A 25,919-nucleotide genomic window follows, 5' to 3' on the forward strand; every position below is an offset into this window, starting at 1 on the left:
CCTTCGGCAGCTCCTACAGGGAAACGCATTCCAATGTAGAAGCTGCCGAAGGCTGCGATCTTTTGCTTTAGAGATCAGACTCCTGCACCACCCGCACCTTGTCCGCATCCAGCGCATACGCCGCGTCGGCCAGGTCATTGCTGACCTTCTCGATCTTCAGCGTGCCGGTCACCCACAGCGGCGTGTAGATGTCATCCAGCTTCAAGCCCTTGGGATAACGCACCAGCACCAGTTGATTCGGCGGCGGTGGCGGTACGTGGATGCACGCGCCCGGGTATGGCACGAGGAAGAACAGCGTGCTGCGCCCCTTGGCATCGGACTCCAGCGGCACCGGGTAGCCACCGATGCGGATGTGCTTGTCGTTCATCGACGCCACGGTCTTGGTCGAATACATCACCGCCGGCAAACCCTTGGCCTGCTTCATGCCGCCCTTCTCGGTGAAGGTGCCGGTGGCTTCCGGGGAGTTGTGGTCGATTTCGGGCATGGCCTCGAGGGCTTTCTGGTCCGACTTGGGCATCAGTTCCAGCCAGTCGGTTTCCGGCAGTTCGCCGGCGTGGGCCAGACCGCTGCCCAGCAAAAGGAGAGTCAACAAAAGACGGCGCATGGAGGTGCTCGGTAAAGATGCTCGGATAAGGAAGGACGTCGAATCGCCGAGCATTCTAGCCCTCCCTGCCGCGTTGGCAGAGAGGACTTGGTCGCTTGGATCAGTTCTTTTTGATCAGGCCGTAGATCACCAGCAGCACGATCGCGCCGACCAGCGCACCGATGAAGCCTGCGCCTTGACCTGCCTGATAGATACCCAGGGCCTGGCCGCCGTAAGTGGCCGCCAGCGAACCGCCGATACCGAGCAGGATGGTCATGATCCAGCCCATGCTGTCATCGCCCGGTTTGAGGAAGCGTGCCAGCAGGCCGACGATCAAGCCGATAAAGATGGTTCCGATAATTCCCATGGCATTTCCCTCTGACACTCAATAGTAGATATGCCAAAGCCTAGTCAGACTTTGGCATCCTGCCATGAGAGAACGGCGAGCCCTGAATGGTTCCGCCGCTGCCAGATGAAACTGTCGTTACTCGGCGATCAGCGCTTCGACCTTGACGATCTGCGCCTGCAGCGTGGCCATGTCGGCGCAGCGCAGGTTGGCGTGACCAACCTTGCGCCCGGCCTTGAAGGCTTTGCCATAGTGGTGCAGATGGCAATCTTCGATAGCGATGACCTTCTCGACCGGAGGAACCACACCGATGAAGTTGAGCATCGCGCTCTCGCCGACCTTGGCGGTCGAACCCAGCGGCAGACCGGCCACGGCACGCAGGTGGTTTTCAAACTGGCTGCACTCGGCGCCTTCGGTGGTCCAGTGCCCGGAGTTGTGCACACGCGGGGCGATCTCGTTGGCCTTGAGGCCACCGTCGACTTCAAAGAACTCGAACGCCATCACGCCGACGTAATCCAGCTGCTTGAGCACACGGCTGGAGTAGTCTTCGGCCAACGCCTGTAGCGGGTGATCGGTGCTCGCCACCGACAGCTTGAGGATGCCGCTGTCGTGGGTGTTGTGCACCAGCGGGTAGAAGCGGGTTTCGCCATCACGGGCACGCACGGCGATCAGCGAGACTTCGCCGGTGAACGGCACGAAGCCTTCCAGCAGGCAGGCCACGCTGCCCAGTTCGGCGAACGTACCCACCACGTCTTCTGGCTTGCGCAAGACTTTCTGACCCTTGCCGTCGTAACCCAGGGTGCGGGTTTTCAGCACGGCCGGCAGACCGATCGAAGCCACGGCGGCGTCCAGGTCGGCTTGCGATTGAATGTCGGCGAAGGCCGGGGTCGGAATCCCCAGGTCCTTGAACATGCTCTTTTCGAACCAGCGGTCACGCGCGATGCGCAGGGCTTCGGCGCTTGGGTAGACCGGAACGAATTGCGAGAGAAACGCCACGGTTTCCGCCGGGACGCTTTCGAACTCGAAGGTCACCAGGTCGACTTCGTCAGCCAGTTGGCGCAGGTGATCCTGATCGCCGTAATCGGCCCGCAGGTGTTCGCCCAGCGCGGCGGCACAAGCGTCCGGCGCGGGGTCGAGGAAAGCGAAGTTCATGCCCAGCGGAGTGCCCGCCAGCGCCAACATGCGGCCCAACTGGCCGCCACCGATTACACCGATCTTCATCTCAACAACCTCAGGCAATACGTGGGTCTGGATTGTCCAGGACGCTGTCTGTCTGCTCGGCACGGAAGGTTTTCAGTACCGCGTGGAACTGTGGATGCTTGGCGCCGAGGATGCTCGCCGAGAGCAGGGCCGCGTTGATCGCGCCCGCTTTGCCGATGGCCAGGGTGGCGACCGGAATGCCCGCTGGCATCTGCACGATGGACAGCAGCGAATCGACACCCGAGAGCATCGACGACTGCACCGGAACGCCCAGTACCGGCAGGTGGGTCTTGGCCGCACACATGCCTGGCAGGTGGGCTGCGCCACCGGCACCGGCGATGATCACCTCGATGCCACGGCCCTCAGCCTCTTCGGCGTACTGGAACAGCAGATCCGGGGTGCGGTGGGCGGAAACCACCTTGACCTCGTACGGGATGCCGAGCTTTTCCAGCATATCGGCGGTGTGGCTAAGGGTGGACCAATCGGACTTGGAGCCCATGATCACGCCAACCAGTGCACTCATCGTCGCGCCTCTTCTCTCTGGGCGCCCGCAGGCGCGTCAAAAACAACAAGCCACGCAGGATTGCGTGGCTTGATTGTACGAAAAATGGCCGGACGTACCGGCCGAAGGCCGCGCAGTATACCGCAAAGATGCCAATAAACAGCCCCCGAAACGACCATCTGTCAAATCAGCGAAAGGCCCGGTTTTATTGACTTGAAGGTCAGCGCTCCAGCATCCCACGATACCTGTGGGAGCTGGCTTGCCAGCGATGGCGTCAGATCAGTAACCACAGGCGGTGATTGACCCACCGCTATCGCTGGCAAGCCAGCTCCCACAGGGTTGTTGGGTGGGCTCAGGAAGCCTGTGCAGCGCCGCCCTCAAGTTTGCGCCAGAGCAACCGTACGTTGGCCTTGCGCACCAGTGCGCAGCGGTACAGGCGAATTTCCAGCGGTACATGCCATTGCGGGCCGCCGCAGACCACCAGTTCGCCGCGGGCCAGCTCGGCGCGCACGCTCAGTTGCGGTACCCAGGCGATGCCGAGGCCTTCCAGGGCCATGCTTTTCAGGCTGTCGGCCATGGCGGTCTCATAGATGGTGGTAAAGCGCAGCTGACGCTGACGCAAAAGACCATTTACCGAGCGCCCGAGAAACGCCCCGGCGCTGTACGCCAGCAACGGTACGCTGACGTCACCTTCCAGATCGAACAGCGGCTTGCCCTCGGCATCCGCCGCACACACCGGGAGCATCTCGGTCTGGCCCAGGTGCAACGACGGAAAGATTTCCGGATCCATCTGCATCGCTGCGTCCGGGTCGTAGAACGCCAGCATCAGGTCGCAGCCGCCTTCGCGCAGCGCGTGCACCGCGTCGCCGACGTTGGTCGCGACCAGCCGTGTGGCAATGTTCAGCCCTTCATTGCGCAGTTGCGCGATCCAGCGCGGGAAGAATCCCAGCGCCAGCGAGTGCGCGGCGGCGACTTGCATCACTTCGCCCTGCCCGCCTTCCAGGTGATGCAGGTGGCGCAGCACTTCGCCGAGCTGTTCGACCACGGTGCGCGCGGTCACCAGAAACAGTTGCCCGGCCGCCGTCAGTTCGATCGGCGTGCGCGAGCGGTTGACCAGCGTCAGGCCCAGCGCCGCTTCGAGGCTGCGGATCCGCCGACTGAACGCCGGCTGGGTCACGAAGCGCCGTTCGGCCGCCTGCGAGAAGCTGCGGGTGGCGGCCAGGGCACTGAAGTCCTCGAGCCATTTGCTTTCCAGATTCATCACGCCCTCCCGGGAACGCACCAAAACAGGTCACACGTCTGCCGCGCAGGCGGCGTCACACGGGCATTATGCCGAATGTGCATAGGCCAGTGTTTAACAGCATTGGCCCAAAAAATCCCGTAAGCCTAGCATTCGCAGCGTTCCGGCATAGACCGGGTCCATATCGAGATGATTTCTATCATGTCCTCCGCTGCATCTTTCCGCACAGAAAACGACCTGCTTGGCGCCCTCGAAGTACCGGCTCAAGCGTATTACGGCATCCAGACCCTGCGAGCGGTGAACAACTTCCGTCTCTCCGGCGTTCCGATTTCGCATTACCCGAAACTGGTTGTGGGTCTGGCGATGGTCAAACAGGCCGCCGCTGACGCCAACCGTGAGTTGGGTCATCTGAGCGAAGCCAAGCACGCTGCCATCAGCGAAGCCTGTGCCCGATTGATCCGCGGTGATTTCCACGAAGAGTTCGTGGTCGACATGATTCAAGGTGGCGCCGGTACGTCCACCAACATGAACGCCAACGAAGTGATCGCCAACATTGCGCTCGAAGCAATGGGTCACCAGAAAGGCGAGTACCAGTACCTGCACCCGAACGACGACGTCAACATGGCGCAGTCGACCAACGACGCCTACCCGACCGCCATTCGCCTGGGTCTGCTGCTGGGTCACGATTCGCTGCTGGCCAGCCTCGACAGCCTGATTCAGGCCTTCGCCGCTAAGGGTGAAGAATTCAACCACGTCCTGAAGATGGGTCGTACCCAGCTGCAAGACGCCGTGCCGATGACCCTGGGTCAAGAGTTCCGTGCGTTCGCCACCACCATGGGCGAAGACCTGGCCCGTCTGAAGACGCTGGCCCCGGAACTGCTGACGGAAGTGAACCTGGGCGGCACCGCGATCGGCACCGGCATCAACGCCGACCCGCGCTATCAAGCGCTGGCCGTTCAGCGTCTGGCGCTGATCAGCGGTCAGCCGCTGGTGCCCGCTGCCGACCTGATCGAAGCCACCTCCGACATGGGCGCCTTCGTGCTGTTCTCCGGCATGCTCAAGCGCACCGCGGTCAAGCTGTCGAAGATCTGCAACGACCTGCGCCTGCTATCCAGCGGCCCACGCACCGGCATCAACGAGATCAACCTGCCAGCGCGTCAGCCAGGCAGCTCGATCATGCCTGGCAAGGTCAACCCGGTGATTCCGGAAGCCGTTAACCAGGTGGCCTTCCAGGTCATCGGTAACGATCTGGCGCTGACCATGGCAGCCGAAGGCGGCCAACTGCAGCTGAACGTGATGGAGCCGCTGATCGCGTTCAAGATCCTCGACTCGATCCGCCTGCTGCAACGCGCCATGGACATGCTGCGCGAGCACTGCATCGTCGGCATCACCGCCAACGAAGCCCGCTGCCGCGAACTGGTCGAGCACTCGATCGGTCTGGTCACCGCGCTGAACCCGTACATCGGCTACAAAAACGCCACCCGCATCGCCCGTATCGCCCTTGAAAGCGGCCGTGGCGTGCTGGAACTGGTGCGCGAAGAAGGCCTGCTCGACGAAGCCATGCTCGCCGACATCCTGCGCCCGGAAAACATGATTGCCCCGCGTCTGGTTCCGCTCAAAGCCTGAGCCGACGCGTTATTTGTAGCACCGCTCACCAGGTCGAGGGACTAGACACCTCTCACCTTTTGAGGGCTTGGGGATCAGTCCCCAAGCCCTTTTTTTTAACTTCTTTGCGGGCAGGACGTTAAATGTTTTGCGTATTTGATACCGCCAAGATCGCAGCCTTCGGCAGCTCCTACATGATGGATGTAACTCTGCAGGAGCTGCCGAAGGCTGCGATCTTTTGATTTTGCAGCAACTCTCGTTTCGTCGCTTGCACCACGAGCGTGCAGACGGGCGCCGCACTGATCGGTATAGTGCCGCCCCTCTTCGCGTGAGCGGTCGTCGGTAACGAGGCCATAACCCATGCGAAACCCGAACTAATAACAAACCCGCGAAATGGATCCGGGACGAAATCTTCGCCTCACCTGTCGTGCCGCGCGCAAACCGGTGTAACGCGATGTTTCTGAACATCCAGCATTTGCTTACACAAAAAACAGCGAGGAAAAATCCATGCTCGAAGTCATCAACGACTTCCTCTCAGGGAAAGTACTGATCGTGCTCATTGTCGGGCTCGGTAGCTACTTCACGATTCGCTCGCGTTTCGTTCAATTGCGCCACTTCTTCCACATGTTCGCGGTGTTCCGCGACAGCCTGAAAAGCAGCGGCGGGCAACTCAGCTCGTTCCAGGCCCTGATGCTCAGCCTTGCCGGCCGCGTCGGTGCAGGCAACATCGCCGGTGTCGGCATCGCCGTGACCCTCGGTGGTCCGGGTGCGGTGTTCTGGATGTGGGTGACCGCACTGGTCGGCATGTCCAGCAGCTTCTTCGAATGCACCCTGGCGCAGGTCTACAAGCGCGCCGACGGTGACGGCCTGTACCGTGGCGGCCCGGCCTACTACATCCAGCACGGCCTGAAACTCAAAGGCATGGCGGTGGTGTTCTCGATCCTGCTGCTGGTCACCTACGGCTTCGCCTTCATCGGCCTGCAGTCCTACACCGTGACCCACTCGCTGCAAAACGCCTTTGCCTTCGACCCACGCCACACCGGGATCGTGCTGGCGGTGCTGCTGGCCATCACCTTCATCGGCGGCATCAAGCGCATCGCTGCGGTGTCCGATCTGCTGGTACCGGTCAAGACCCTGGCCTATATCGGCGTGACCCTGTACGTGATCGGCACCCAGATCGAACACGTGCCAGCCATGCTGGAAACCATCTTCAAGAGCGCCTTCGGTCTCGACCCGGCCTTCGGTGGCCTGCTCGGCAGCGCCATCGTCATGGGCGTGAAGCGTGGCGTGTTCGCCAACGAAGCGGGCCTGGGCAGTGCACCGAACGTCGCCGCCGTGGCCTCGGTGAAACACCCGGGCGCTCAGGGCGTGGTTCAGGCCTTCAGCGTGTTCCTCGACACCTTCGTGATCTGCACCTGCACCGCGCTGCTGATCCTGTTGTCGGGCTTCTACACCCCGGGCTTCGAAGGTGACGGCATCGTCCTGACCCAGAACTCGCTGGCCGCGGTAGTCGGTGACTGGGGCCGCATCTTCGTCAGCGTTGCGCTGTCGCTGTTCGTCTTCACCTGCATCCTCTACAACTACTATCTGGGCGAAAACAGCCTGCAGTTCCTCAGCCGCAACCGCGCCGTGCTGATGGTATTCCGCGGCCTGGTCCTGGCGCTGGTGGTATGGGGTTCGATGCAAGACCTCTCGACCGTGTTCGCCTTCGCCGACATCACCATGACCTGCCTGGCCTTCGTCAACCTGGTAGCCCTGGCCATGCTGTTCAAGGTCGGCATGCGCGTGATGCGCGACTACGACGAGCAGCGCCGCGCCGGCATCAAGCAGCCGGTGTTCGATGCCAGCAAATTTACCGACCTGGATCTGGACCTGAAGGCCTGGCCGACCGAGGCGCCAGCCGTCGGCAAGACCGCAGCCGAGCCGCAAGGCGTCCCTGCAGCGCAACGCTGACAGGTGAATGACGGGCGCATCCCCTGCGCCCGTCAGTTATTGTGATGCAATAACCTGCAGGAGCGAGCCTGCTCGCGATAGCTGTCTTTCAGCCAACATCAATGCTGAATGATCAACCGCCATCGCGAGCAGGCTCGCTCCCACAAGGACCTCATCCTTTCGGAGAATCCCCATGAATTCGTCGACTTATCCCGCCGCCCAACACGTCATGGTGCTCTACACCGGTGGCACCATTGGCATGCAGGCCAGCGCCAACGGCCTGGCCCCGGCGTCCGGTTTCGAAACCCGCATGCGCGATTACCTGCACAGCCAGCCCGAGTTGGTGGTGCCGCAGTGGCGCTTCCGGGAAATGTCGCCACTGATCGACAGCGCCAACATGACCCCGGCCTACTGGCAGCAACTGCGCGAAGCGGTGGTCGATGCGGTGGACGTGCAAGGCTGCGACAGCGTGCTGATCCTGCATGGCACCGACACCCTGGCCTACAGCGCTGCCGCCATGAGCTTTCAGTTGCTGGGCCTGCATGCCCGCGTGTGCTTCACCGGCTCGATGCTGCCGGCCGGTGTCACCGACAGCGACGCCTGGGAAAACCTCAGCGGCGCATTGGTCGCCCTCGGCCAAGGCCTGGCGCCGGGCGTGCATCTGTACTTCCATGGCGAACTGCTGGATCCGACCCGTTGCGCGAAAGTGCGCAGCTTCGGCCGTCATCCGTTCAAGCGCCTGACGCGTCAGGGCGGCGGCATGAAAGCCACGTCGATTCCGGCAGCGCTGCACTACGACCAGCCAAAACAACTGGCGAATGTCGCTGTGCTGCCACTGTTCCCCGGCATCAGCGCCGGGATTGTCGACGGGTTGCTCGACGGCGGTATCCAGGGTCTGGTGCTGGAGTGCTACGGCAGCGGCACCGGGCCGAGCGACAATCCCGAGTTCCTCGCCAGCCTTGGCCGCGCGCGGGATAACGGCGTGGTGGTGGTCGCGGTCACGCAGTGCCATGAAGGCGGGGTCGAGCTGGATGTGTATGAAGCCGGCAGTCGTTTGCGCGGCGTTGGCGTGTTATCCGGCGGCGGCATGACCCGCGAGGCGGCGTTCGGCAAGTTGCAGGCGTTGTTGGGTGCAGGTCTGGAATCGACCGAAGTGCGCCGGCTGATCGAACTCGACCTGTGTGGCGAGCTGATCTGACTCCACCCGAACCCTTGCAGGAGTGATCCCCTGTGGCGAGGGCGCTTGCTCCCGCTCGACTGCGCAGCAGTCGCAGTGTTTTTGGGCCGCTACGCGCCCCAGCGGGAGCAAGCGCCCTCGCCACAACAGCCCTCACACCGTTTGATCTGTGTGCGGCATATAACTTGCTGCCGTTTCCAGCATCCCCAGGCTGGAAGATCACATGCTGCACTCCCACCTCACCACCCTCAACGCCGTCTCTCTTATCCTCAACACCTTCAAAGATGAAGGCCTGTCGAGCGAGGCGCTATTGGCCGGCAGCGGCATCAGTGCGGCGGATCTGAACCGCGCCGACACGCGCATCACCACCAATCAGGAAATGCAGGTGTGCGCCAACGCGGTCGCGCTCAAGCACGACATTGGCCTGGAACTGGGCCGGCGGATGCACGTTTCCTGCTACGGCATCCTCGGTTACGCGCTGCTGACCTGTGCCACCTTCGGTGACGCTTTGCGCCTGGCGATTCGCTATCCGGCGCTGTTGGGAACACTTTTCGAACTGAGCCTGGAAGACGATGGCGAGCGCGTCTGGTTCGTCGCTGCCGATTACCGCGAGAGCCCGGAGATGGCGGTGTTCAACGCGGAATTCTGCCTGGTGTCGCTGAAGGTCATCTGCGACGACCTGCTCGGGCATCCGCTGCCATTGCTGGCGACGCGTTTTGAACATGCTGCGCCGGATTATCGCGACAGTTATGCCGAGCACTTCGCCAGCCCGCTGCACTTCGCCGCCAAGGACAACGCCTTCGCCTTCGACCGGCGCTGGCTCGATCAACCGTTGCCACTGGCCGACAGCATCACGCATCAGGCCATGGCCGACCGCTGCCGCAAACAGAACATCGAATTCACCGGACGGCAGGCGTGGCTGGGGCGGATTCGCCAGCTGCTCAGTGCCCAGCTCAATGCAGCACCGGGCCTCGAGGGGCTGGCCCAGCAGATGAAATGCTCGCCGCGCACCTTGCGCCGCCACCTCAAGGACATGGGCAGCAGTTATCAGGAGCTGCTCGACGAACTGCGTTTCGAGCGTGCCAAGCAGATGCTTTGCGAGGATCAGTTGCCGATCTACCGCATCGCCGAGACCCTGGGCTTCAGCGAAACCGCGAGTTTCCGCCATGCGTTCGTGCGCTGGAGCGGCGTGGCGCCGAGCCAGTTCAGACCCTGAAGATCAAAAGATCGCAGCCTTCGGCAGCTCCTACGCCGATCTGTGTAGCAGCTGCCGAAGGCTGCGATCTTTTGATCTGCTGGAAAGGGGCGAATTGCGGTCAGTTTTTTTGGCCATATCGATCCCCTTTTGGCCTTTCCTGCCGTTCTCCGTTGCGCCGCGCGCCGCAACACTGGGGGCAACCGAATCAGCCCCTGCGGAGAACAACAAATGCTGACCATCTACTCGGACGATCACCACCTGCACCACGGCCGCTGCGAGCTCATCGACGGCCAGCTCAAGCCGTGCTTCGAGATGCCATCGCGTGCCGACCATGTGCTGCAACGGGTCAAGCACCAGAACCTCGGTTCGGTGGAAGCGCCAAAGGATTTCGGTCTCGAACCGATCGCGCGCATCCACAGCCGCGACTACCTCGACTTCTTCAAAGGCGCCTGGGAACGCTGGACCGAATTCAACACCGACGGCGACCTGCTGCCGTACACTTGGCCGGCGCGCACGCTGCGCCAGATCAAACCGACCAGCCTGCACGGCCAGCTCGGCTATTACAGCTTCGACGGCGGCGCGCCGATCACCGCCGGCACCTGGCAAGCAGCGTATAGCGCAGCGCAAGTCGCCCTCACTGCCCAGGCCGAAATCCAGCGCGGCGCCCGCAGCGCCTTCGCCCTGTGCCGACCACCGGGACACCACGCCGCCAGCGACTTGATGGGCGGTTATTGCTACCTCAACAACGCCGCTATCGCTGCTCAGGCATTCCTTGATGCCGGCCACAAGAAAGTCGCAATCCTCGACGTCGACTATCACCACGGCAACGGCACCCAGTCGATTTTCTACGAGCGCAGCGACGTGCTGTTCACCTCGATCCACGGCCACCCGGAAGCCGAGTTTCCGTTCTTCCTCGGCTACGAGGATGAACGCGGCGAAGGCGCCGGCGAAGGCTTCAACTTCAACTATCCGCTGCCGGCCGGATCTGGCTGGGAGGTGTGGAGCGCGGCACTGGAGCAGGCCTGTAACGAGATCGACAGCTATGGCGCCGACATCATTGTCGTGTCGCTGGGCGTCGACACGTTCAAGGACGACCCGATCTCGCAGTTCAAGCTCGACAGCCCGGATTACCTGGCAATGGGCAAGCGCATCGCCGCCCTCGGCAAACCGACCCTGTTCGTGATGGAAGGTGGCTACGCCGTCGAAGAAATCGGCATCAACGCGGTGAACGTGCTGGAAGGGTTCGAACAATGAACCGACTCAAGCACTGCATGGCGCCAGCCCTGTGCGCGGCGCTGCTCAGCTTCGGCGCCCACGCCGAAGAACGCACCTTGCGCGTCTACAACTGGTTCGACTACATCACGCCCAAGGCGCTGGAAGACTTCAAGGCGCAGAACAGCCAGACCAGACTGGTCTACGACATCTTCGACACCAACGAAGCGCTGGAAGCCAAGCTGCTGACCGGCAACTCCGGCTATGACGTGGTGGTGCCGTCCAATGTGTTCCTCGCCAAGCAGATCGAGGCCGGGGTGTTCCAGCCGCTGGACCGCAGCAAACTGCCGAACTGGAATCACCTCGATCCGAAACTGATGAAGCTGATCGAGGCCAACGACCCGGGCAACCAGTTCGCCGTGCCATACATGTACGGCACCATCCTGATCGGTTTCAACCCGGCCAAGGTCAAGGCCGCACTGGGTGACAACGCGCCGGTGGACAGCTGGGACCTGATTTTCAAGGAAGAGAACATCAGCAAGCTCAAGCAGTGCGGCGTCGCCCTGCTCGACTCGCCGTCGGAGATCCTGCCGCTGGCCCTGCAACACCTGGGCCTGGACCCCAACAGCAAGAAGCCGGCGGACTATGCCAAGGCCGAGGCGTTGCTGATGAAGATCCGCCCGTACGTCACTTACTTCCACTCCTCCAAATACATGGCTGATATTGCCAACGGTGACATCTGCGTCGCGGTGGGTTATTCCGGCAGCTTCTCGCAAGCGGCCAACCGCGCCAAAGAGGCGAAGAACGGTGTCGTGGTCGACATGCGCCTGCCCAAGGAAGGCGCACCGATCTGGTTCGACATGCTCGCCATTCCCAAGGGCGCGAAGAATCCGCAAGACGCCTACACCTTCATCAACTACCTGCTGCAACCGGCGGTGATCGCGCCGGTCAGCGACTTCGTCGGGTATCCGAACCCGAACAAGGACGCCACCCAACTGGTCGACCCGGCGATCCGCAACAACCCCAACCTGTACCCGACCGATGCGGCGATGGGCACGCTTTACACCCTGCAACCGCTGCCGCGTGATGCCGAACGGGCGCGCACACGGGCCTGGACCAAGATCAAATCCGGCACCTGATCGCTTCGCATGACCCAGACCTGCGCACGCGCAGGTCTTTTTTTGCCTGCAATATCTATCTACCACCTCGAATACTTCACCTGTCACTACCTTGCAACGGATCGCCCACCGCACCCGCGCTGTGCCTGCCGCCCTGCACAAAGGATGTGACCATGACCGAAACACCGAGCCCCTCTTCCACCCCTGCGCTGTCTACCGACCGGGATGCCCTTCTCACGCAACTGGTCACCGGGCCGTCTATCAGAGAGGTGGCGACCAACGCCCTGCAACCTTCGCTCAACAGTCTGTACCCGACACTACGAATCGATCCTCGACTGGCCATGGTCGTGACACCAGGCTGGACCGTTCAGGATCAGCAGGTCGTCCCCGGACCGTGGTATTACGAATCCCTGACTGACATCCTCGTGCGTCTCGGCGTTGGCGCCACATCGGTGACCTGGCTGGACGGCGAGCACTACCTGACGCTGCAACCTCTGGCACCGACCCCAGTGCAACTGCCCGTCGACATCGAAGCCATCGCCAGACTGCTGAATGAACTGGCACCGTTGCTGTTCGTTGCGTTTGCCGAACAACAGGTCGAATACTGGAATCAGTTGACCCGCGCGTCGATGCCTCGCTGGAAGGAGCTCGCCAGATCCCTGCGCGAGCTGTGGAACGTGCAGTCCCATCCAGCGTGGGACGACGACCAGCGCGCCATGGCTCGCGGTCTTTTCGACTATCCGCAAAAAACTACGCGCCATGTTCATGACCACTTTCTCTCACGCGCCTGCCTGATCGACCTGGATACCGACGACAACGGCGTTTCCAGGCACCTCAACGTGCTCGATATGGCGGTCCTGATCGGCACGCTCGGCAAACGTACGCTGATTCTCACGCACACCATCACTCAAGGCTTTCAGGCCTTCGACTCGTTGCAGGCATTGGGCGCGTCACTGCACACGCAGATCGAAGGCAGCCCGTCAGGCACCTTGCAATGGCGATTGATCGAACCTGAGGGCGATTACTTCGACCACTTGGCGTGCAACCTGATCGCCCTCCAGGCCGATGCCATCACTGCGCTCGCCACACAAACCGACTCAATCAGTCTGGCCCCGCCTATCAACCGCACCACTCACGGACTCAATCCGACAGACAGCCAATCGCCCTCTCGTTTCAAGCAGCTACAACAAGCGCTGCCCGAATGGATGGCCAAGGCATCGTCTACCGATCTGACCGCTTACAGCCGCCACTTGATGGAATTGGCGCAGGTGCAGATCCAGAACAGCGGCCAGTCGTTCGATGACGGTATCCCGCCGATTCAGGAGTTCGCACTGAAGCAACTGCGCGAGGCGATGCTCAAGGACCATCCCGATGCGGCGGAACTGAATCTGGCCGACATCCGGGTCGTGGTGGAGAGTGTGGTGGTGTGGGGCGCGTTCGCGCCGCCGCTTGAATCCGAGCGCAGTACCTTCAGCCTGGGCGACCTGGCGCTACAAAACCTCATCAGCCTGCCAACGGGCAACAAAACCGTGTGCAGTCTCAGCGGCAGCCCGGTGCCGGCGTGGATGACGGCAAGCTATCTGGAAGCGCTGATCACCACGGTCGACATTGGCCGGACCTATCCCGCCCTGATCAAAAGCAAACTGCGTGATGATTCGCTGGAAAGCCTGCGCCGGCAGAACCTGTTCACCAGCCGCTTGCGCGTTGAACTGCCGCTGCTCGCTTTGCAACAGAAAATTCGCGCACAGGCCGGCATCGATGAGACGGGGTATCGCTATATCGCCGCTGTCGTGCAGATAGTCGATGCCAATCGCCGGGTTGACGGTCAAGAGATCGTCATTCGCCCGCTGGCCCTCAATCCGGCGTGGCGCCCGGGCCAATCCACGGACGAAGTCGCCAACATGTACGTCATCGGTCCCCGGCAGATGGACAAGGGCCCATGCCTGCTGTACCGGCCTTTGCTTGATCATTGCCTGAGCCAGTACCCCTCGCCGGCCAACCTGCTTTACGCGATCAAACATTCGCCGACACTGCGTCAATCAGTCCTCGCCTGGCTGCCAGGTAATGTCCGTGCCAATTACGCCAACTATGTGTTCAGCGACGACCGACCGACGGTATGGTCGCTCTCGCAACTGCTCGCCGACCCACTGACGTCGCTGCAAATGAGCGGAACCCTGACGCTGGGAACACGGGTTCTCAACACCGATTACCTGGCGTCTGTCTTCAAGGCCAATGTCGGCGCCATGATCGAGCTGGCTGATCGACAATCGATCTCTAACAGCGAAAATCGCTGGGAAAGTTTCAAGCGAGCGGGTTGGCTGATTTTCAACGCCGCGCTGCCGTTTTTCGGGCGCACGGCAGGCACCGCCGCCTGGATCTGGCAAATTCTGGACGACTTGCAGCAAACCCTCGATGCCGGCGTCACCGGTGACACCGAGCAGCAGAAAGGCGCAATGACCGATCTGCTGTTGACCCTGGCCATGGTGCTCGCCCATCACGCCAGCACGCGCAACTGGGCACATGACAGAACCGAAAGAGCGCCAGCGCCCCTTGCCGACACCGTCAGCAGGCCTTCGACACACACACCTGTGACGATTGTTCAGCAGGCCGATGTGCTGGGCGAGCATCCGGTTCAGCACCGAAGTTCATTGCACACCGATACCGCATTGAACCTGGCCAAAACCCTTGATCGTTTCGCCGTCACTCGTCCGGTCTCACTGGTGCCACCGGCCAGCGAAACCGGCCTGCATGCCTATCTTTACCGTCACGCCACCCGCTACTACGCGCCAGTGGGTGAACGCTGGTTCGAGGTAACGGTTGCGGCCACGGGTGACGTATCGATCATCAATAGCGAACAGCAGCCTGGGCAACATGGGCCTGCGTTGATACGTAATCGACGGGGCGAATGGTTCGTCGACACCCGCCTGCGTTTGCGCGGAGGAGGCCTGTCCAGACGCCGCCTGGCTAAACGCCAGGAAAACCGCGAACGCATCGCGGCGCTCAAGAAACAACTCACGGAGTTCGATGCCCAGCGCGAACAGGCACGTCAGGAACTGACAGCCGCTTATAACGCCATGAAGGCGGCCAGCGACCAGACATTACTGACCGAGCAGACTCGCTTCCTCGAACTGCTGGAGCGCCGGACCGGAGAGTACGCGGCCCCGATCGAGCAGTTGAAAGCGTTGAATCTGCTGGAGACGGTGCCCAACTTCCGTAGCGCCATGACCGAGATGCTCGGTACGCAGTTGTTCTTCAACCAGACCTGGCTCGACCAGCGCAACCCGACATTCGCTCAAGCGCTCAGGGAAACCCTGGTACTGCTTGAAGCACAAGAGGCGGCCCAGGGTGCCGGTGACGTCGCGACCTATCGCAAGATGTCAGACTTAAGCGAAGGCATGATCAACAGGATCGAATTCGCCCACTCGCGCTTCCAGGAACTGAGCCGGTTGGGCAAGAGCGCCGCACAAATCGCCAATACCTATCGCACCAAGCTTCCTGCTTACAGTGTCAACGATCTCAAAGCGCTGCAGGTTTCGCTGGCGCGCGATCTCTGTCTGAAAGAACAGGCGCCGGCAGGCCCGAGGCAGGCGCAAGCCGATCTCGTACGCTTGATCGACAGCAGCAATCTGGTCATCCAGACCTCTCAGGAACTGATGACCGAACACCCCAGCCTCGGGACCAGCGAACGGATCGAAGGCCTCAACGACCTGCTGGAACAGTTTGCCGACATCGCTCAGTCGCTCGAAGATTTTCAGATCAACCACAAGGACGAGATCCTTGATCTGCCGTTCGAACATCTACGCACCCGGATCGGCGAATTCCAGCAGCAAACCGAGAAACACCTGGCGCAACTGCTGCTGGATCACGCGCCTGTCAAACCTCTTCCCGGCCCTTCAAGGCCCGCGCCGGCTTCACGCAAACGAGTCATCAAAACCCGTTTCAAAGGCACGGTCGTTGGGGAACTGCGTCCTTCGGCGCCAGGACAACCGATCCTGCTCGATGTAAAAGCGCCCGTGACCGGCAACGTGATTGCCACCTTTCATGAAAAAACCCCGGGAGTCTGGGTCGAGCGCGCACAGCCCGGTCGTCGTCACCCCACGGCCTCCGCCACGGATCTCGCCACGCAACTGACTCAAGGCCAGACGCTGCTGGAGGGCGTGGAAGGATTCATCCGGCAGACCGAGGCGCACGCGAAAAAGCCCGGGCGCATCCCGATAGAAATCGAAGAATTGTTTCAGCACAAGGCCGAACAGCTTGATGAGCAGGCAAAAAACCTGGAGCAGGCGCGCCTGCGGGCCAACAGCACCGAGGAACCACCCGCGCTGATCGCGCAGCTGCATGCAGCCTGTGGGCGCCTGTACGCCGAGGGTTACCGGGTGCGGGTGCAAATGATCAAACAACAACCGCCCACGGCTGCCCGGATCCAATGGTTATTAAGCAAGGAGGAAGTCGTCATTGTCTCGGGCGGAGCCCGACGCCGCTTGAAAGGGCCGCGCAAGGATTACTTGCAGGAGTATGAGATTCGCGAGCAAGGCACCGGCAGGCCGTTATGGTACGCCCACTTCCATTACGACAGCCTCGACGCGCCTGTCGATGCCTTCACGGCGGCCCACCTGAAACTTCAGGAACAGCGGCGCCTGGCCGGCGCCATCGATTTGAGCTCCGCCAGCAGCAACCCGCAAATCATTGCCATCTATCGCAGCGCGATCAGCCCGCAGCAGGCACGCGCACTGTTTTTCAAATGAACCCGCCACGTCAAAAGGAAGTGACAATGAGCAACGATTCAGAGAACGGCGAAACCCGGACACTGCTACAAAAAAGCCTGATCATCCACCAGACCAGTCGCGGCCCGACAATCGATGAGGTCGCCGCCACCATGCTCCGCCAGGCACTGAAAGCGCGCTATCCGCAACGAGATATCGATCCCGATGTGACCAAGATCGCAACACCGCAATGGCAGTGGCTCGACGGTAATCTGATGGCCTTGCCGACCCGATACGAATCGCTGACTCAGACCCTGATCCGCCACTGTCTGAGCGGTTCCAGTGCCAATTATCTGGAGGGCGAACACTATCTGACCCTGAATCCCCAGGCCACGCCCGTGGTGCATCTGGACGTCGATATCGAGGCCATTGCCGTTGTACTCAATGACTGCTCGCCCTTGCTGTTCGTGGCTTTTGCCGAACACCAGCTGGAATATTGGAACAGCACTCAACACCAGGTGCCGCGATGGCAGGCCCTGTCCGAAGCATTGCGCAAAGCGCTGGACGTGAGCAGCGCTGACGGTTGGGATGAGATTCAGTGCCGGGTCGCGCGGGCCATCTCTCAGCAACCCGATAAACAGAAACGTCTGATCCAGGACAAAACACTGGCGGCCATTCGGGTATGCCTGCTGGATATGGATGGCGTCGATGCTCAAGGCATCGCACATCACTTTCTTCTGGGGGGCGCTGCCGTGGTGACCGGACGTTACGAGCAACGCGATCTGGTCATGATGTACACCGTGGAAAACGGTTATGAAACGTACGACTCTCTTGAGCAACTGGGTGACACATTGCCTTCGCGCATCGCATTGCCGAGCGGTCAGAACCTGCAGTGGCAATTATTCGAACCCGAAGGCAATTTCTTTGATCACATGGCCTGGGCGCTGGTCTCCAGCCAGCTGGATGCCATTAAGGCATTGACCCGACAAAGCCTCGTCACCGCAGCACAATCGCCGAGCGGCACTCTTCCCTCTGTGCTGGACTACAGCGAGCCGCCAGCAAACGCACTCATCGGTCTGAACGAGGCAATACCCGACTGGCTGTTTGGCGCATCGGCCGCCGACCTTGATCAGTACAGTCAATCGATCAATGCCCTGGGCCAGCTTTATCGCCAGGCAGACAACGCTTTGCAACCGATTCCAGCTATCGACACCTATGCACAGAACCGTATGCGTGAGGCGATTCTTGCCGAGCAGAAAACTGCTGTCGGGCTGCCGCTGGAGAACTTGCGCATCCATGTCACCCATAGTTTCGAATCGGGCGGCGTGACGCTGCCCAATCCGCACGACACTCACACCGAAACCCTGGCTGAGTACGCACTGCAAAACAGTGCGCCGTATCTGGCCTCCATTGCGTTCAGCCCGGCATACCCGGTGCCGTCCTGGCTGACGGTCGCCTACCTGACGAACATGGCGGCCAAGGTTGATATTGGCCAGGCCTACCCTGAACTGATCAGAAACAGATTGATTGACGATCCGGTGCAAGCACCGTTGCAGCAGGCTTTTTACATCAGCCAACTGCAAGCGCTGCTTCCCTTGATTGCGCTGGAGTGCAAACTGCGTGGCCTTGGCGGTATCGATGAGCAGGGTTATCGCTTTGTGCGTGAGTGGCTCAAACCGACGCCCGGCCGGCCGCGTACCGTAGGCATCCGTCCCCTGAAGTTCGTGCAGGCCGGGCAGGACAACGGTGACACCGTCACCAATATGTTCATCATCGCTGAACGCAATAACGAGACCGGGCCTTGTCTGCTGTATCGCCCCTTGATGGATCAGCCACTGCTGCAGTTCCCTTCGACACAAAACCTGTTGTACGCCTTGCATCAATCAGGCGCCTTGAGAGATTCGGTACTCGCCTGGCTGGCGGATTCGCAAACCAGCTTCAAATATGAGCAATACACGTTCCCTGTCGGCCTGCCGAGTCCATGGCTGGGGGCACAAATGCTGGCCGAGCCATGGACCTCCGCGAACTGGACCGGGCCTGTCGAGTTGTCCACACAAGAGCTGACCGGGGACGTGTTTACGGTCCTGTTCAAGACCCATGCACTGGCGATGGCCGAGCTCGCGGACCGTCAATCACTGTCTAATGCGCAACGACGCTGGAACCTGCTGCGCGACAGCGGCTGGGCGCTGCTCAACGTGGCCGCAAACTTTCTCTGCGGCCCGGCCGGAGCCGCTATTTGGGTCTGGCAAAGCATCAGTGAAACTGATCAAGTCGTTGACGCATACAATCGCGGCGATCAGCGTGCCCAGTGGAGCGCCATTGCCGACATGCTGCTGAACATGGGGATGATTCTGGCCCATCACGCCGCCGCTCGACGCAAGACCGGCACCCGCACCGCAACAATGCCCAGAGTCGAAATCATCCGCCCGACGAGGCCTGCGCTGCCCACGGTTACGCACATCAATACCGTCATGACTGGCGAGCTGCCTGACAGCCACTGCTCTTCGCTTGCAGCCAGCGGCTCGGTACCTCGTCGTTCGACATCGGCGTTGGCAACGTTTTTGAACGGTCTGGCAGTCTCGCCTCCTGACTTGACCGCGGCCAATCTGGAAACCTTGCTGCGCGGCAAGGCGCCCATGTATCGCCTCAATTCAAAGACCTTTGCCCAGGTCGGTGAGCGCTGGTTTGAGGTCATGGAAAACGATGACGAGCAGGTGCTGATCGTCTATCCGAAGACGCCTTCAAACACCGGGCCTCTGTTGATCCATAACCAGCGGGGTCAATGGTTCGTGGACACACGACTGCGCTTGCGCGGCGGCGCCGGAGGCACAAGCCTCAAGAGCCGGCTCAAGGCTCAGCGCAAGGAAAAGGAAACGCAAAGAAACCAACTGGGCTCGGCCCTGGACGTTTTCAGAGGTCAGGAAGCCACGGCTAACGCCGCCCTGGAAACCGCTCAGACATCATTGCTGGGCAGTTCGGGGCAAGCCCATGAAGAGGCCTCCAGACGCTACCTTGAGCAGGTGGAAAAACTCATAGGCGATTACGACGAGGCCCTGAAAAACCTCGGCCAGTGGCGCCTGCTGGGCGGAACGGAGGGCTATTTCAGCGAGTTGCAGCGCATGACAGTGCTGCTGCAGAAAAACCTCAGCCTCTGGTTCGTCCTCAAACGCAACGCGTACTCGCAGCTGACTCAAAAGCTGGTCGAGAACACCGTGATCGATTCATCGAGCGCATTGCAGTCGCATATTCAGGAGGTGCAACAAACCCTGGCGTTGAGCCAGGAAATGATTGCCCGCCTGAAACAGTCCAGCGACTCCCTCGCCGCGCTTGATGCTACCGGCAGCGCCGGCATGACCACCGCCCAACAATTGCGCAGCCTGCTGCCTGCTTTTACTCAATGGGACTTGAAATCGAATGCCATCGGCATGTCCCATGAATTATGCCTGCGTACCACGGCCACCGAAGCGGCACGGGAAGCAACCGGTGTATTGATTGTCGAAGCGGCAACCGCCAGCCACCAGCATGCCGCCTTGCTCAGATCGCCCGATACGGGACAGAGCGTGGAGGCGCGCATCGATCGCTTGAGCCGGTTGATCGATGTCTATGATGACGCCGAACAACGTCTGGGCGACTTGCCAGGCGAGTACCCCGACATGATCGACCGAACCGAAATCGAGCGAATCAAAAGCCTTATCGGTGAGTTCAGGCAGTTGGCCCAGGAACAATTGAGCGAAGGGCTGCCGGAGAACGCCGACAGAGCCATGCCGCTCGCGGCAAAGCCACCGGTCGCAGGACCGTCTCGCCCCGCCGGCAAGGTCACCAAGAGTCGTCCACGCGATCCTGCACCCGCCAAGCCGGCAACCGCGAGCGACGCGTTGCTGCAACAAGTACTCCCGGTTGCGCCGAAGGCGGCTCCCAAAGCGCACCTCGACGATATCGACATCATCGATGACGCCCTGACGCAAAATGAGCACGTCCAGGCGTTCATCGACCGGACCCGTCGCGATGCGCTCAAACCCAACCGCATACCGGCTGACATGCAGGATCTCTTCAATAATCAGGCCCGCCGACTGGAGCAGTTGGCAAGCAATGTTGAACAAGCCCAGGCGCGCATCGTCGCCGGCGGTGGAACGCGGCTGCCCGTCGCAACCTTGAGCATGGAACTCAACGGCGCCGCCGAGCGCCTGCGCGCCCAAGGCATCGCCGTGCGCGCAGAACTGCTCAAACATCGCCAGCCGCGACAAGCCTACTTGCAATGGCTGCTGGAAAACGACCAAGTGCGGGTCGCAAGAAACGACCAGGGGCGGATCAGGACCAAAAAGCGCCAGGATTATTTTCAGGAATATCAGATACTCGACAGCACTGATCAGGACCGACCGCTGTGGCTGGCGCACTTTCACTATGATTCGCTGGCAGACCCGCCAGAACAATTCACCGCCGCACACCTGAAAATCGCCGATGCACACCTGCAGTCGCTCAGTGCCGAACGTCGTAAAGCCTTGAGTAGTCTGACGCCGCTTGATTACGTCTTGCGCCGGATCAGTGATCTGAGTGTGTTCCTGCAACTCGAACCACGCCCTTGAGAACGGATGCGGGCGCCTGCATGGCTCCCGCTTCAAGTCAAAGGGGTGCACCAAACCGTTCGCAAACGCTGGAGCGCCGCCTCGATCGCCTGTTCAGACACGGCTGCGAAGCCCAGAACCAACCCGGCACGACGATCGACCGGAACCGCCGAGTCTTCCAGCCAATAGCTGCTCAAGGCATTGATTTCGACATCGACACCGCGCGCCAGCTCAATCAGTTCGCGTTCGCGTGCCACATTCTCGACGGCAACGGTCAAGTGCAGCCCGGCGGCGACAGCGGGCAATGGGCCGATGCCCGCAATATCTTGCGGCCAGCCACCGAGCAGACTGTTGCGCCGACTCAACGCCGCGCGACGCATGCGCCGGATGTGCCGCTGGAAATGCCCGGCGGCCATGAACTCGGCCATCACCGCTTGCGTACTGACTTCCGAATGACGCACATCCACGGCGCGCCGTTGGGCAAAGGCATCCACCAATCCCGGCGGCAACACCAGATAACCCAGACGCAATGCCGGAAAAGCGACTTTGCCGAATGTGCCGACATAAAGGACGCGCCCCTGTCGGTCAAGGGCAGCCAAAGGGGCTAGCGGCGCACCGCTGTAACGGTACTCGCCATCGTAATCATCCTCGACGATCCAGCCCTGTGCGCGCTCGGCCCAGGCTAACAGCTCAAGCCGTCGAGCCAGACTCATGACCACGCCGGTGGGGTACTGATGCGATGGTGTGACGTAAGTCAGGCGACAGTCCTTCAGGTCCGCCAGTTGATTGCAGTCGATTCCCTCACTGTCCACCGCCACTCCGTGCAACCGCGCACCGACCACGGCGAAGGCATGACCGGCCGCCCGATAGCCCGGATTCTCGATCGCCACGCCGTCACCCGGCTCGACCAACAGCTGTGCACAAAGACTGATCCCCTGCTGCGCGCCACTGGTGATCACAATTTGCTCAGCTGTGCATGGCAGGCCTCGTGAACTGCGCAAATAGGCGGCGATCATGCCGCGTAATCGAGCATCGCCGGCCGGATCGCCGTAACACAGTTGCTGCAGATCCGGTTTGCGCCAGAAAGCCGCATTCAGCTTGGCCCAGACATCGAAAGGAAACAGATCGAACGCTGGAACGCCCACCCGAAAAGCCCGGGGCGGGCCACTCGGTGGACGGGACAAATGATTGTTTTTGATGCGAGTCAGCGCGGCACTGTGGATAACCTTGCTGGATGAATCCACAGGCAAATCCAGCCCATCTGTGGATAAGGCTGTTGATAAGCCTGTTGAAAAGCCTGTGGATATTTTTGTGGATAGTTTTTTTGCCGGCAGCACTGTCTGGGGCAATTGGGCAACATACGTGCCGTCCCCCACCCGCCCCTCGATAAAACCCTCGGCATACAACTGGTCATAGGCCCGCACCACGCTGTTTCGCGAAATCGCCAGGGCCAGCGCCAAATCGCGACTGGCAGGCAAGCGTGTGCCACTGGCCAGGCGTCCATCCAGCACGCGCGCGCGCAACGCCTGATAAAGCTGCCGGCTCAGACCCCGACGGCGATCGAGTTCGATTCCGGCCGGATTGAACGGCATAGACAGTGTGGTCGATTCGGGCATGGCAATGGACCTATGAAATTGGTCATCAATGGCTCTTACAACAGACCAATAGCCTGCCTAGGATGCAGGCATTCGCCAAGGAAAATCTCTCCATGTACACGCCCCGCGCCTTCGCCATCGACGACCTGTCGCAATTGCACGAACTGATCCTCGCCACTCGCCTTGCCATTCTTGTGAGTCACGGTGAAAACGGTCTGCAAGCCAGCCATGTGCCGGTGCTGCTGCACCGCGAACAAGGCCCGAACGGCACACTGTACGGGCACCTGGCCAAAGCCAATCCGCAATGGAAAGACCTGCGCGACGGCGCTGAAGCGATGCTGATATTTACCGGCCCCGACGCCTACGTCAGCCCCGGGTTTTACCCGAGCAAGGCCGAGCACGGCAAAGTCGTGCCGACCTGGAACTACGTCGCCGTGCACGCCTACGGCCACGCGGAAACCTTCAGCGACGGCGGGCGCCTGCTCGACATCGTCAGCACACTGACTGATCGCCATGAAGCCGGTCGCGCGCAACCGTGGAAGGTCGACGACGCACCGGCCGACTATATCGACGGCATGCTCAAGGCGATCGTCGGTTTCGCCATTCCCATCGACCGCCTCGAAGGCAAGCGCAAGCTCAGCCAGAACCGCAGCGCCGAAGACATTGCCGGCGTGCGCGAAGGCCTGGCTGCCAGCCCCGACATCCATGACCAGACCCTCGCCCACTTGATGCGTTAAGGAAATCAGCATGAGTCAGATCCAGATCCGCCCGGTGACTGCCGGTGATCACGCCGCCTGGTTGCCGTTGTGGCAGGCCTACCTGCGCTTTTACAACACCGAGTTACCGGACACCGTCACGCACAGCACCTGGCAGCGTTTCCTCGACCCGAGTGAACCGACCCACGCCGCCCTCGCCTGGGCCGATGACAAGGCCGTGGGCATGGTGCATTTCATCTACCACCGCTCGAACTGGAGCATCGAAAACTCTTGCTACCTGCAGGACCTGCTGGTGACGCCGGAGACCCGTGGCACTGGCGTCGGACGCCGGCTGATCGAACACGTCTACGCCACCGCCAAGGCCGACGGTTGCTGCAAGGTGCATTGGCTGACCCACGAAACCAATGCCACCGCGATCCAGCTCTACGAGCGCATCGCCGAGCGCCCGGGGTTCATCCAGTTTCGCAAAGCCATTTAAGGAGCCGCGTACATGACCACTTCCCTTGCCGACTGGAAAGGCGTCCCGGCGCCCACCAGCAAACTGCTCGAAGGCCGCTTTATCCGCCTGGAAAGACTTGACCCGGCGCGCCACGGCGACGAGCTGTTTAACGCCCTTGAGGGCCCCGGCGCCGACCCTAAGCTGTGGGATTACTTGCCCTACGGGCCGTTTCCGCAGCGCAGCGCGTTCAATGACTGGCTGAACAACCATGCGGCCAGCAGCGATCCGTATTTCTTCAGCATCATCGACCGCGCTACAGGCCAGGTGCAGGGCATTTTGAGTCTGATGTCGATTGTCCCGGCGCAGGGCCGCATCGAGATCGGCCACGTGACCTTCGGCGCGTCGATGCAGCGCTCGCCGAAAAGCACTGAAGCGGTGTACCTGCTCGCCAAATATGCCTTCGCGCTGGGCTACCGGCGCCTGGAATGGAAATGCAACAACGGCAACGCCCGCTCCAAATACGCCGCCGAACGCCTGGGCTTCAGCTTCGAAGGCGTGTTCCGCCAGCACATGGTGGTCAAGGGCCAGAACCGCGATACCGCGTGGTATTCAATTCTGGATTCAGAGTGGCCGGCGATTGCGGCAGGGTTCGAGCAGTGGTTGAGCGATGCCAACCAGACGCCGACCGGGCAGGTGAAAGGCTTGGTCGAGTGCCGTAGTTAAATCGTCAAAGCAAAATCGGCAGCTCCTACAGGGTGAACATCAATCCCCTGTAGGAGCTGCCGAAGGCTGCGATCTTTTGATCTGTTGTTTACCCCAGTTTCTGCGCCAGCACCGCAATGTGTTCCGGCCCGATCCCGCAGCAACCGCCCAAATGGCTGGCGCCCCGCTGCTGCCAGTCAATCGCCCAGTGCAAATAACCCGGCGGATCCAGGTCATCGCGCAGCGGGTCGAGGCCGTCGTTGGCCGTCGCCTCTTTCGGTTGCGGTGGAAACGCATTGGCATACGCGCCGATGTGAATCTGCACGCCCAGGCGTTCGAAGGTGGCGCGCGCTGCATCAATCGCCGCGCCGATCACTTCCGGCTGGCTGCAGTTGAACAGCAGCGTCTCGACGCCCAGCTCCGCCGCCACGGCCGCAGCCTCAGCCACCGGCTCACCGGAGCGCAGACGCGATACTTCGTCGGTGTCTTCATCCTTCAAAGTAAACGACAGCCAGAACGGTTTGCCGTCCTGCGGCAGACCGGCACGAATGGAACGCGCCTCGATGATCGAGCTCTGGGTTTCCGCCAGCCACAGATCGACATGCGGCGCCAGGCCGGTCACCAGTGGCGCCAGCAATTCGTTCACCCGCGTCGCTTCGAACAGGTCCGGGCGATAGGAACCGAACAGCGGCGGTAACGAACCGGCCACCCGCACCGCTTTGCCCGAAGCCTGTACCGCACGCTGTGCCAGCTCCCCGGCCAACGCCGCCAGAGCCTGACCTTCAGCGGCAAACCGCGCCTCGCCGATATGAAACGGCACGACCGCATAACTGTTGCTGGTGATCACATTCGCGCCGCTGGCGATGTAGGCGGCGTGCACCGCTTCGACCGCTTGCGGCGCTTCGATCAGGGCCAGCGCCGACCACTCGGGCTGCCGAAACGGCGCCCCGGCGCGTTGCAACTCACGGCCCATGCCGCCATCGAGAATTACCGTGCTTGCTGTGCCCATATGCTTTTCGCTCATATGCTTATGAATATTTCTCACTACCAGAGTAGTTCTTATAACTATTTAATACGCACCATTCGGTT

The 25,919-nt window shown here is 61.1% G+C and carries 18 protein-coding genes; 11 read left to right on the forward strand and 7 right to left on the reverse strand.

The features are described from left to right. Positions 1-67 precede the first annotated feature (67 nt). The 5 genes from AC193Q_RS19835 to AC193Q_RS19855 form a co-directional block, all read right to left on the reverse strand. Positions 68-604, reverse strand: a complete 537-nt coding sequence (locus AC193Q_RS19835) for a DUF3299 domain-containing protein (protein ID WP_007962278.1) — start codon at positions 602-604, stop codon at positions 68-70. Positions 605-704: 100 nt separating this feature from the next. Continuing rightward, positions 705-950 (reverse strand): GlsB/YeaQ/YmgE family stress response membrane protein, encoded by a 246-nt coding sequence (locus tag AC193Q_RS19840; RefSeq protein WP_003229635.1) that lies wholly within the window; start codon positions 948-950, stop codon positions 705-707. A 117-nt stretch (positions 951-1,067) separates the two neighbouring features. After that, the gene (locus AC193Q_RS19845) at positions 1,068-2,150 is read right to left on the reverse strand and encodes a 5-(carboxyamino)imidazole ribonucleotide synthase (RefSeq protein ID WP_047297318.1); all 1,083 of its coding nucleotides are present in this window, start codon (positions 2,148-2,150) and stop codon (positions 1,068-1,070) included. A gap of 10 nt (positions 2,151-2,160) precedes the next feature. Further along, entirely contained in the window at positions 2,161-2,652 is a 492-nt protein-coding gene (gene purE, locus AC193Q_RS19850; protein WP_003229641.1) for a 5-(carboxyamino)imidazole ribonucleotide mutase, read from the reverse strand. Positions 2,653-2,983: 331 nt separating this feature from the next. Continuing rightward, positions 2,984-3,892 carry a LysR substrate-binding domain-containing protein gene (locus AC193Q_RS19855; protein WP_041071648.1) on the reverse strand — a complete coding sequence of 303 codons (909 nt, stop codon included), beginning with the start codon at positions 3,890-3,892 and terminating at the stop codon, positions 2,984-2,986. Positions 3,893-4,072: 180 nt separating this feature from the next. Between AC193Q_RS19855 and aspA the strand changes: the two genes are divergently transcribed. The 8 genes from aspA to AC193Q_RS19895 all read left to right on the forward strand — a co-directional run bounded on the left by aspA (position 4,073) and on the right by AC193Q_RS19895 (position 21,399). Next, on the forward strand, positions 4,073-5,497 hold the full coding sequence (gene aspA, locus AC193Q_RS19860) for an aspartate ammonia-lyase (RefSeq protein WP_041474969.1): 1,425 nt from the start codon (positions 4,073-4,075) through the stop codon (positions 5,495-5,497). 486 nt (positions 5,498-5,983) lie between these two features. Then, the gene (locus AC193Q_RS19865; protein ID WP_483878716.1) at positions 5,984-7,429 is read left to right on the forward strand and encodes an alanine/glycine:cation symporter family protein; all 1,446 of its coding nucleotides are present in this window, start codon (positions 5,984-5,986) and stop codon (positions 7,427-7,429) included. A gap of 172 nt (positions 7,430-7,601) precedes the next feature. Next, positions 7,602-8,606 carry an asparaginase gene (locus AC193Q_RS19870; protein ID WP_483878717.1) on the forward strand — a complete coding sequence of 335 codons (1,005 nt, stop codon included), beginning with the start codon at positions 7,602-7,604 and terminating at the stop codon, positions 8,604-8,606. Between the two features lie 202 nt (positions 8,607-8,808). Beyond that, positions 8,809-9,801, forward strand: a complete 993-nt coding sequence (locus tag AC193Q_RS19875; RefSeq protein ID WP_047297321.1) for an AraC family transcriptional regulator — start codon at positions 8,809-8,811, stop codon at positions 9,799-9,801. A 210-nt stretch (positions 9,802-10,011) separates the two neighbouring features. Beyond that, complete coding sequence (locus tag AC193Q_RS19880) at positions 10,012-11,037, forward strand: histone deacetylase family protein (protein WP_315438263.1); 1,026 nt, start codon at positions 10,012-10,014, stop codon at positions 11,035-11,037. Beyond that, positions 11,034-12,134 carry a polyamine ABC transporter substrate-binding protein gene (locus AC193Q_RS19885; protein WP_047297323.1) on the forward strand — a complete coding sequence of 367 codons (1,101 nt, stop codon included), beginning with the start codon at positions 11,034-11,036 and terminating at the stop codon, positions 12,132-12,134. The genes AC193Q_RS19880 and AC193Q_RS19885 overlap by 4 nt, the downstream gene beginning before the upstream one ends. A gap of 152 nt (positions 12,135-12,286) precedes the next feature. Further along, complete coding sequence (locus AC193Q_RS19890) at positions 12,287-16,858, forward strand: hypothetical protein (protein WP_483878718.1); 4,572 nt, start codon at positions 12,287-12,289, stop codon at positions 16,856-16,858. A gap of 26 nt (positions 16,859-16,884) precedes the next feature. Continuing rightward, positions 16,885-21,399, forward strand: a complete 4,515-nt coding sequence (locus AC193Q_RS19895; RefSeq protein ID WP_483878719.1) for a hypothetical protein — start codon at positions 16,885-16,887, stop codon at positions 21,397-21,399. A gap of 32 nt (positions 21,400-21,431) precedes the next feature. On the opposite strand, the gene pdxR is transcribed toward AC193Q_RS19895, so the two are convergent. Further along, on the reverse strand, positions 21,432-22,994 hold the full coding sequence (gene pdxR / locus AC193Q_RS19900) for a MocR-like pyridoxine biosynthesis transcription factor PdxR (RefSeq protein WP_483878720.1): 1,563 nt from the start codon (positions 22,992-22,994) through the stop codon (positions 21,432-21,434). A 92-nt stretch (positions 22,995-23,086) separates the two neighbouring features. Here pdxR and AC193Q_RS19905 point away from each other — a divergent pair, with 92 nt between their 5' ends. The 3 genes from AC193Q_RS19905 to AC193Q_RS19915 are packed head-to-tail and all read left to right on the forward strand — an operon-like array spanning position 23,087 to position 24,851. Next, a complete protein-coding gene (locus AC193Q_RS19905) occupies positions 23,087-23,710 on the forward strand; it encodes an FMN-binding negative transcriptional regulator (RefSeq protein WP_095667978.1) in 624 nt (207 codons plus the stop codon). A 10-nt stretch (positions 23,711-23,720) separates the two neighbouring features. Next, positions 23,721-24,167 (forward strand): N-acetyltransferase family protein, encoded by a 447-nt coding sequence (locus AC193Q_RS19910; RefSeq protein ID WP_483878721.1) that lies wholly within the window; start codon positions 23,721-23,723, stop codon positions 24,165-24,167. Between the two features lie 12 nt (positions 24,168-24,179). Then, a complete protein-coding gene (locus AC193Q_RS19915; RefSeq protein ID WP_047297329.1) occupies positions 24,180-24,851 on the forward strand; it encodes a GNAT family N-acetyltransferase in 672 nt (223 codons plus the stop codon). 88 nt (positions 24,852-24,939) lie between these two features. Here AC193Q_RS19915 and AC193Q_RS19920 read toward each other — a convergent pair whose 3' ends face one another. Further along, a complete protein-coding gene (locus AC193Q_RS19920) occupies positions 24,940-25,839 on the reverse strand; it encodes a homocysteine S-methyltransferase family protein (protein ID WP_121182806.1) in 900 nt (299 codons plus the stop codon). Positions 25,840-25,919: the final 80 nt, after the last annotated feature.

It is taken from the genome of Pseudomonas sp. F2, from assembly GCF_057174385.1.

Coding starts and splice junctions, on each gene's coding strand:
- AC193Q_RS19835 (WP_007962278.1), bottom strand. CDS start 604: ATGCGCCGTCTTTTGTTGACTCTCCTTTTGCTGGGCAGCGGTCTGGCC.
- AC193Q_RS19840 (WP_003229635.1), bottom strand. CDS start 950: ATGGGAATTATCGGAACCATCTTTATCGGCTTGATCGTCGGCCTGCTG.
- AC193Q_RS19845 (WP_047297318.1), bottom strand. CDS start 2,150: ATGAAGATCGGTGTAATCGGTGGCGGCCAGTTGGGCCGCATGTTGGCG.
- purE (WP_003229641.1), bottom strand. CDS start 2,652: ATGAGTGCACTGGTTGGCGTGATCATGGGCTCCAAGTCCGATTGGTCC.
- AC193Q_RS19855 (WP_041071648.1), bottom strand. CDS start 3,892: ATGAATCTGGAAAGCAAATGGCTCGAGGACTTCAGTGCCCTGGCCGCC.
- aspA (WP_041474969.1), top strand. CDS start 4,073: ATGTCCTCCGCTGCATCTTTCCGCACAGAAAACGACCTGCTTGGCGCC.
- AC193Q_RS19865 (WP_483878716.1), top strand. CDS start 5,984: ATGCTCGAAGTCATCAACGACTTCCTCTCAGGGAAAGTACTGATCGTG.
- AC193Q_RS19870 (WP_483878717.1), top strand. CDS start 7,602: ATGAATTCGTCGACTTATCCCGCCGCCCAACACGTCATGGTGCTCTAC.
- AC193Q_RS19875 (WP_047297321.1), top strand. CDS start 8,809: ATGCTGCACTCCCACCTCACCACCCTCAACGCCGTCTCTCTTATCCTC.
- AC193Q_RS19880 (WP_315438263.1), top strand. CDS start 10,012: ATGCTGACCATCTACTCGGACGATCACCACCTGCACCACGGCCGCTGC.
- AC193Q_RS19885 (WP_047297323.1), top strand. CDS start 11,034: ATGAACCGACTCAAGCACTGCATGGCGCCAGCCCTGTGCGCGGCGCTG.
- AC193Q_RS19890 (WP_483878718.1), top strand. CDS start 12,287: ATGACCGAAACACCGAGCCCCTCTTCCACCCCTGCGCTGTCTACCGAC.
- AC193Q_RS19895 (WP_483878719.1), top strand. CDS start 16,885: ATGAGCAACGATTCAGAGAACGGCGAAACCCGGACACTGCTACAAAAA.
- pdxR (WP_483878720.1), bottom strand. CDS start 22,994: ATGCCCGAATCGACCACACTGTCTATGCCGTTCAATCCGGCCGGAATC.
- AC193Q_RS19905 (WP_095667978.1), top strand. CDS start 23,087: ATGTACACGCCCCGCGCCTTCGCCATCGACGACCTGTCGCAATTGCAC.
- AC193Q_RS19910 (WP_483878721.1), top strand. CDS start 23,721: ATGAGTCAGATCCAGATCCGCCCGGTGACTGCCGGTGATCACGCCGCC.
- AC193Q_RS19915 (WP_047297329.1), top strand. CDS start 24,180: ATGACCACTTCCCTTGCCGACTGGAAAGGCGTCCCGGCGCCCACCAGC.
- AC193Q_RS19920 (WP_121182806.1), bottom strand. CDS start 25,839: ATGGGCACAGCAAGCACGGTAATTCTCGATGGCGGCATGGGCCGTGAG.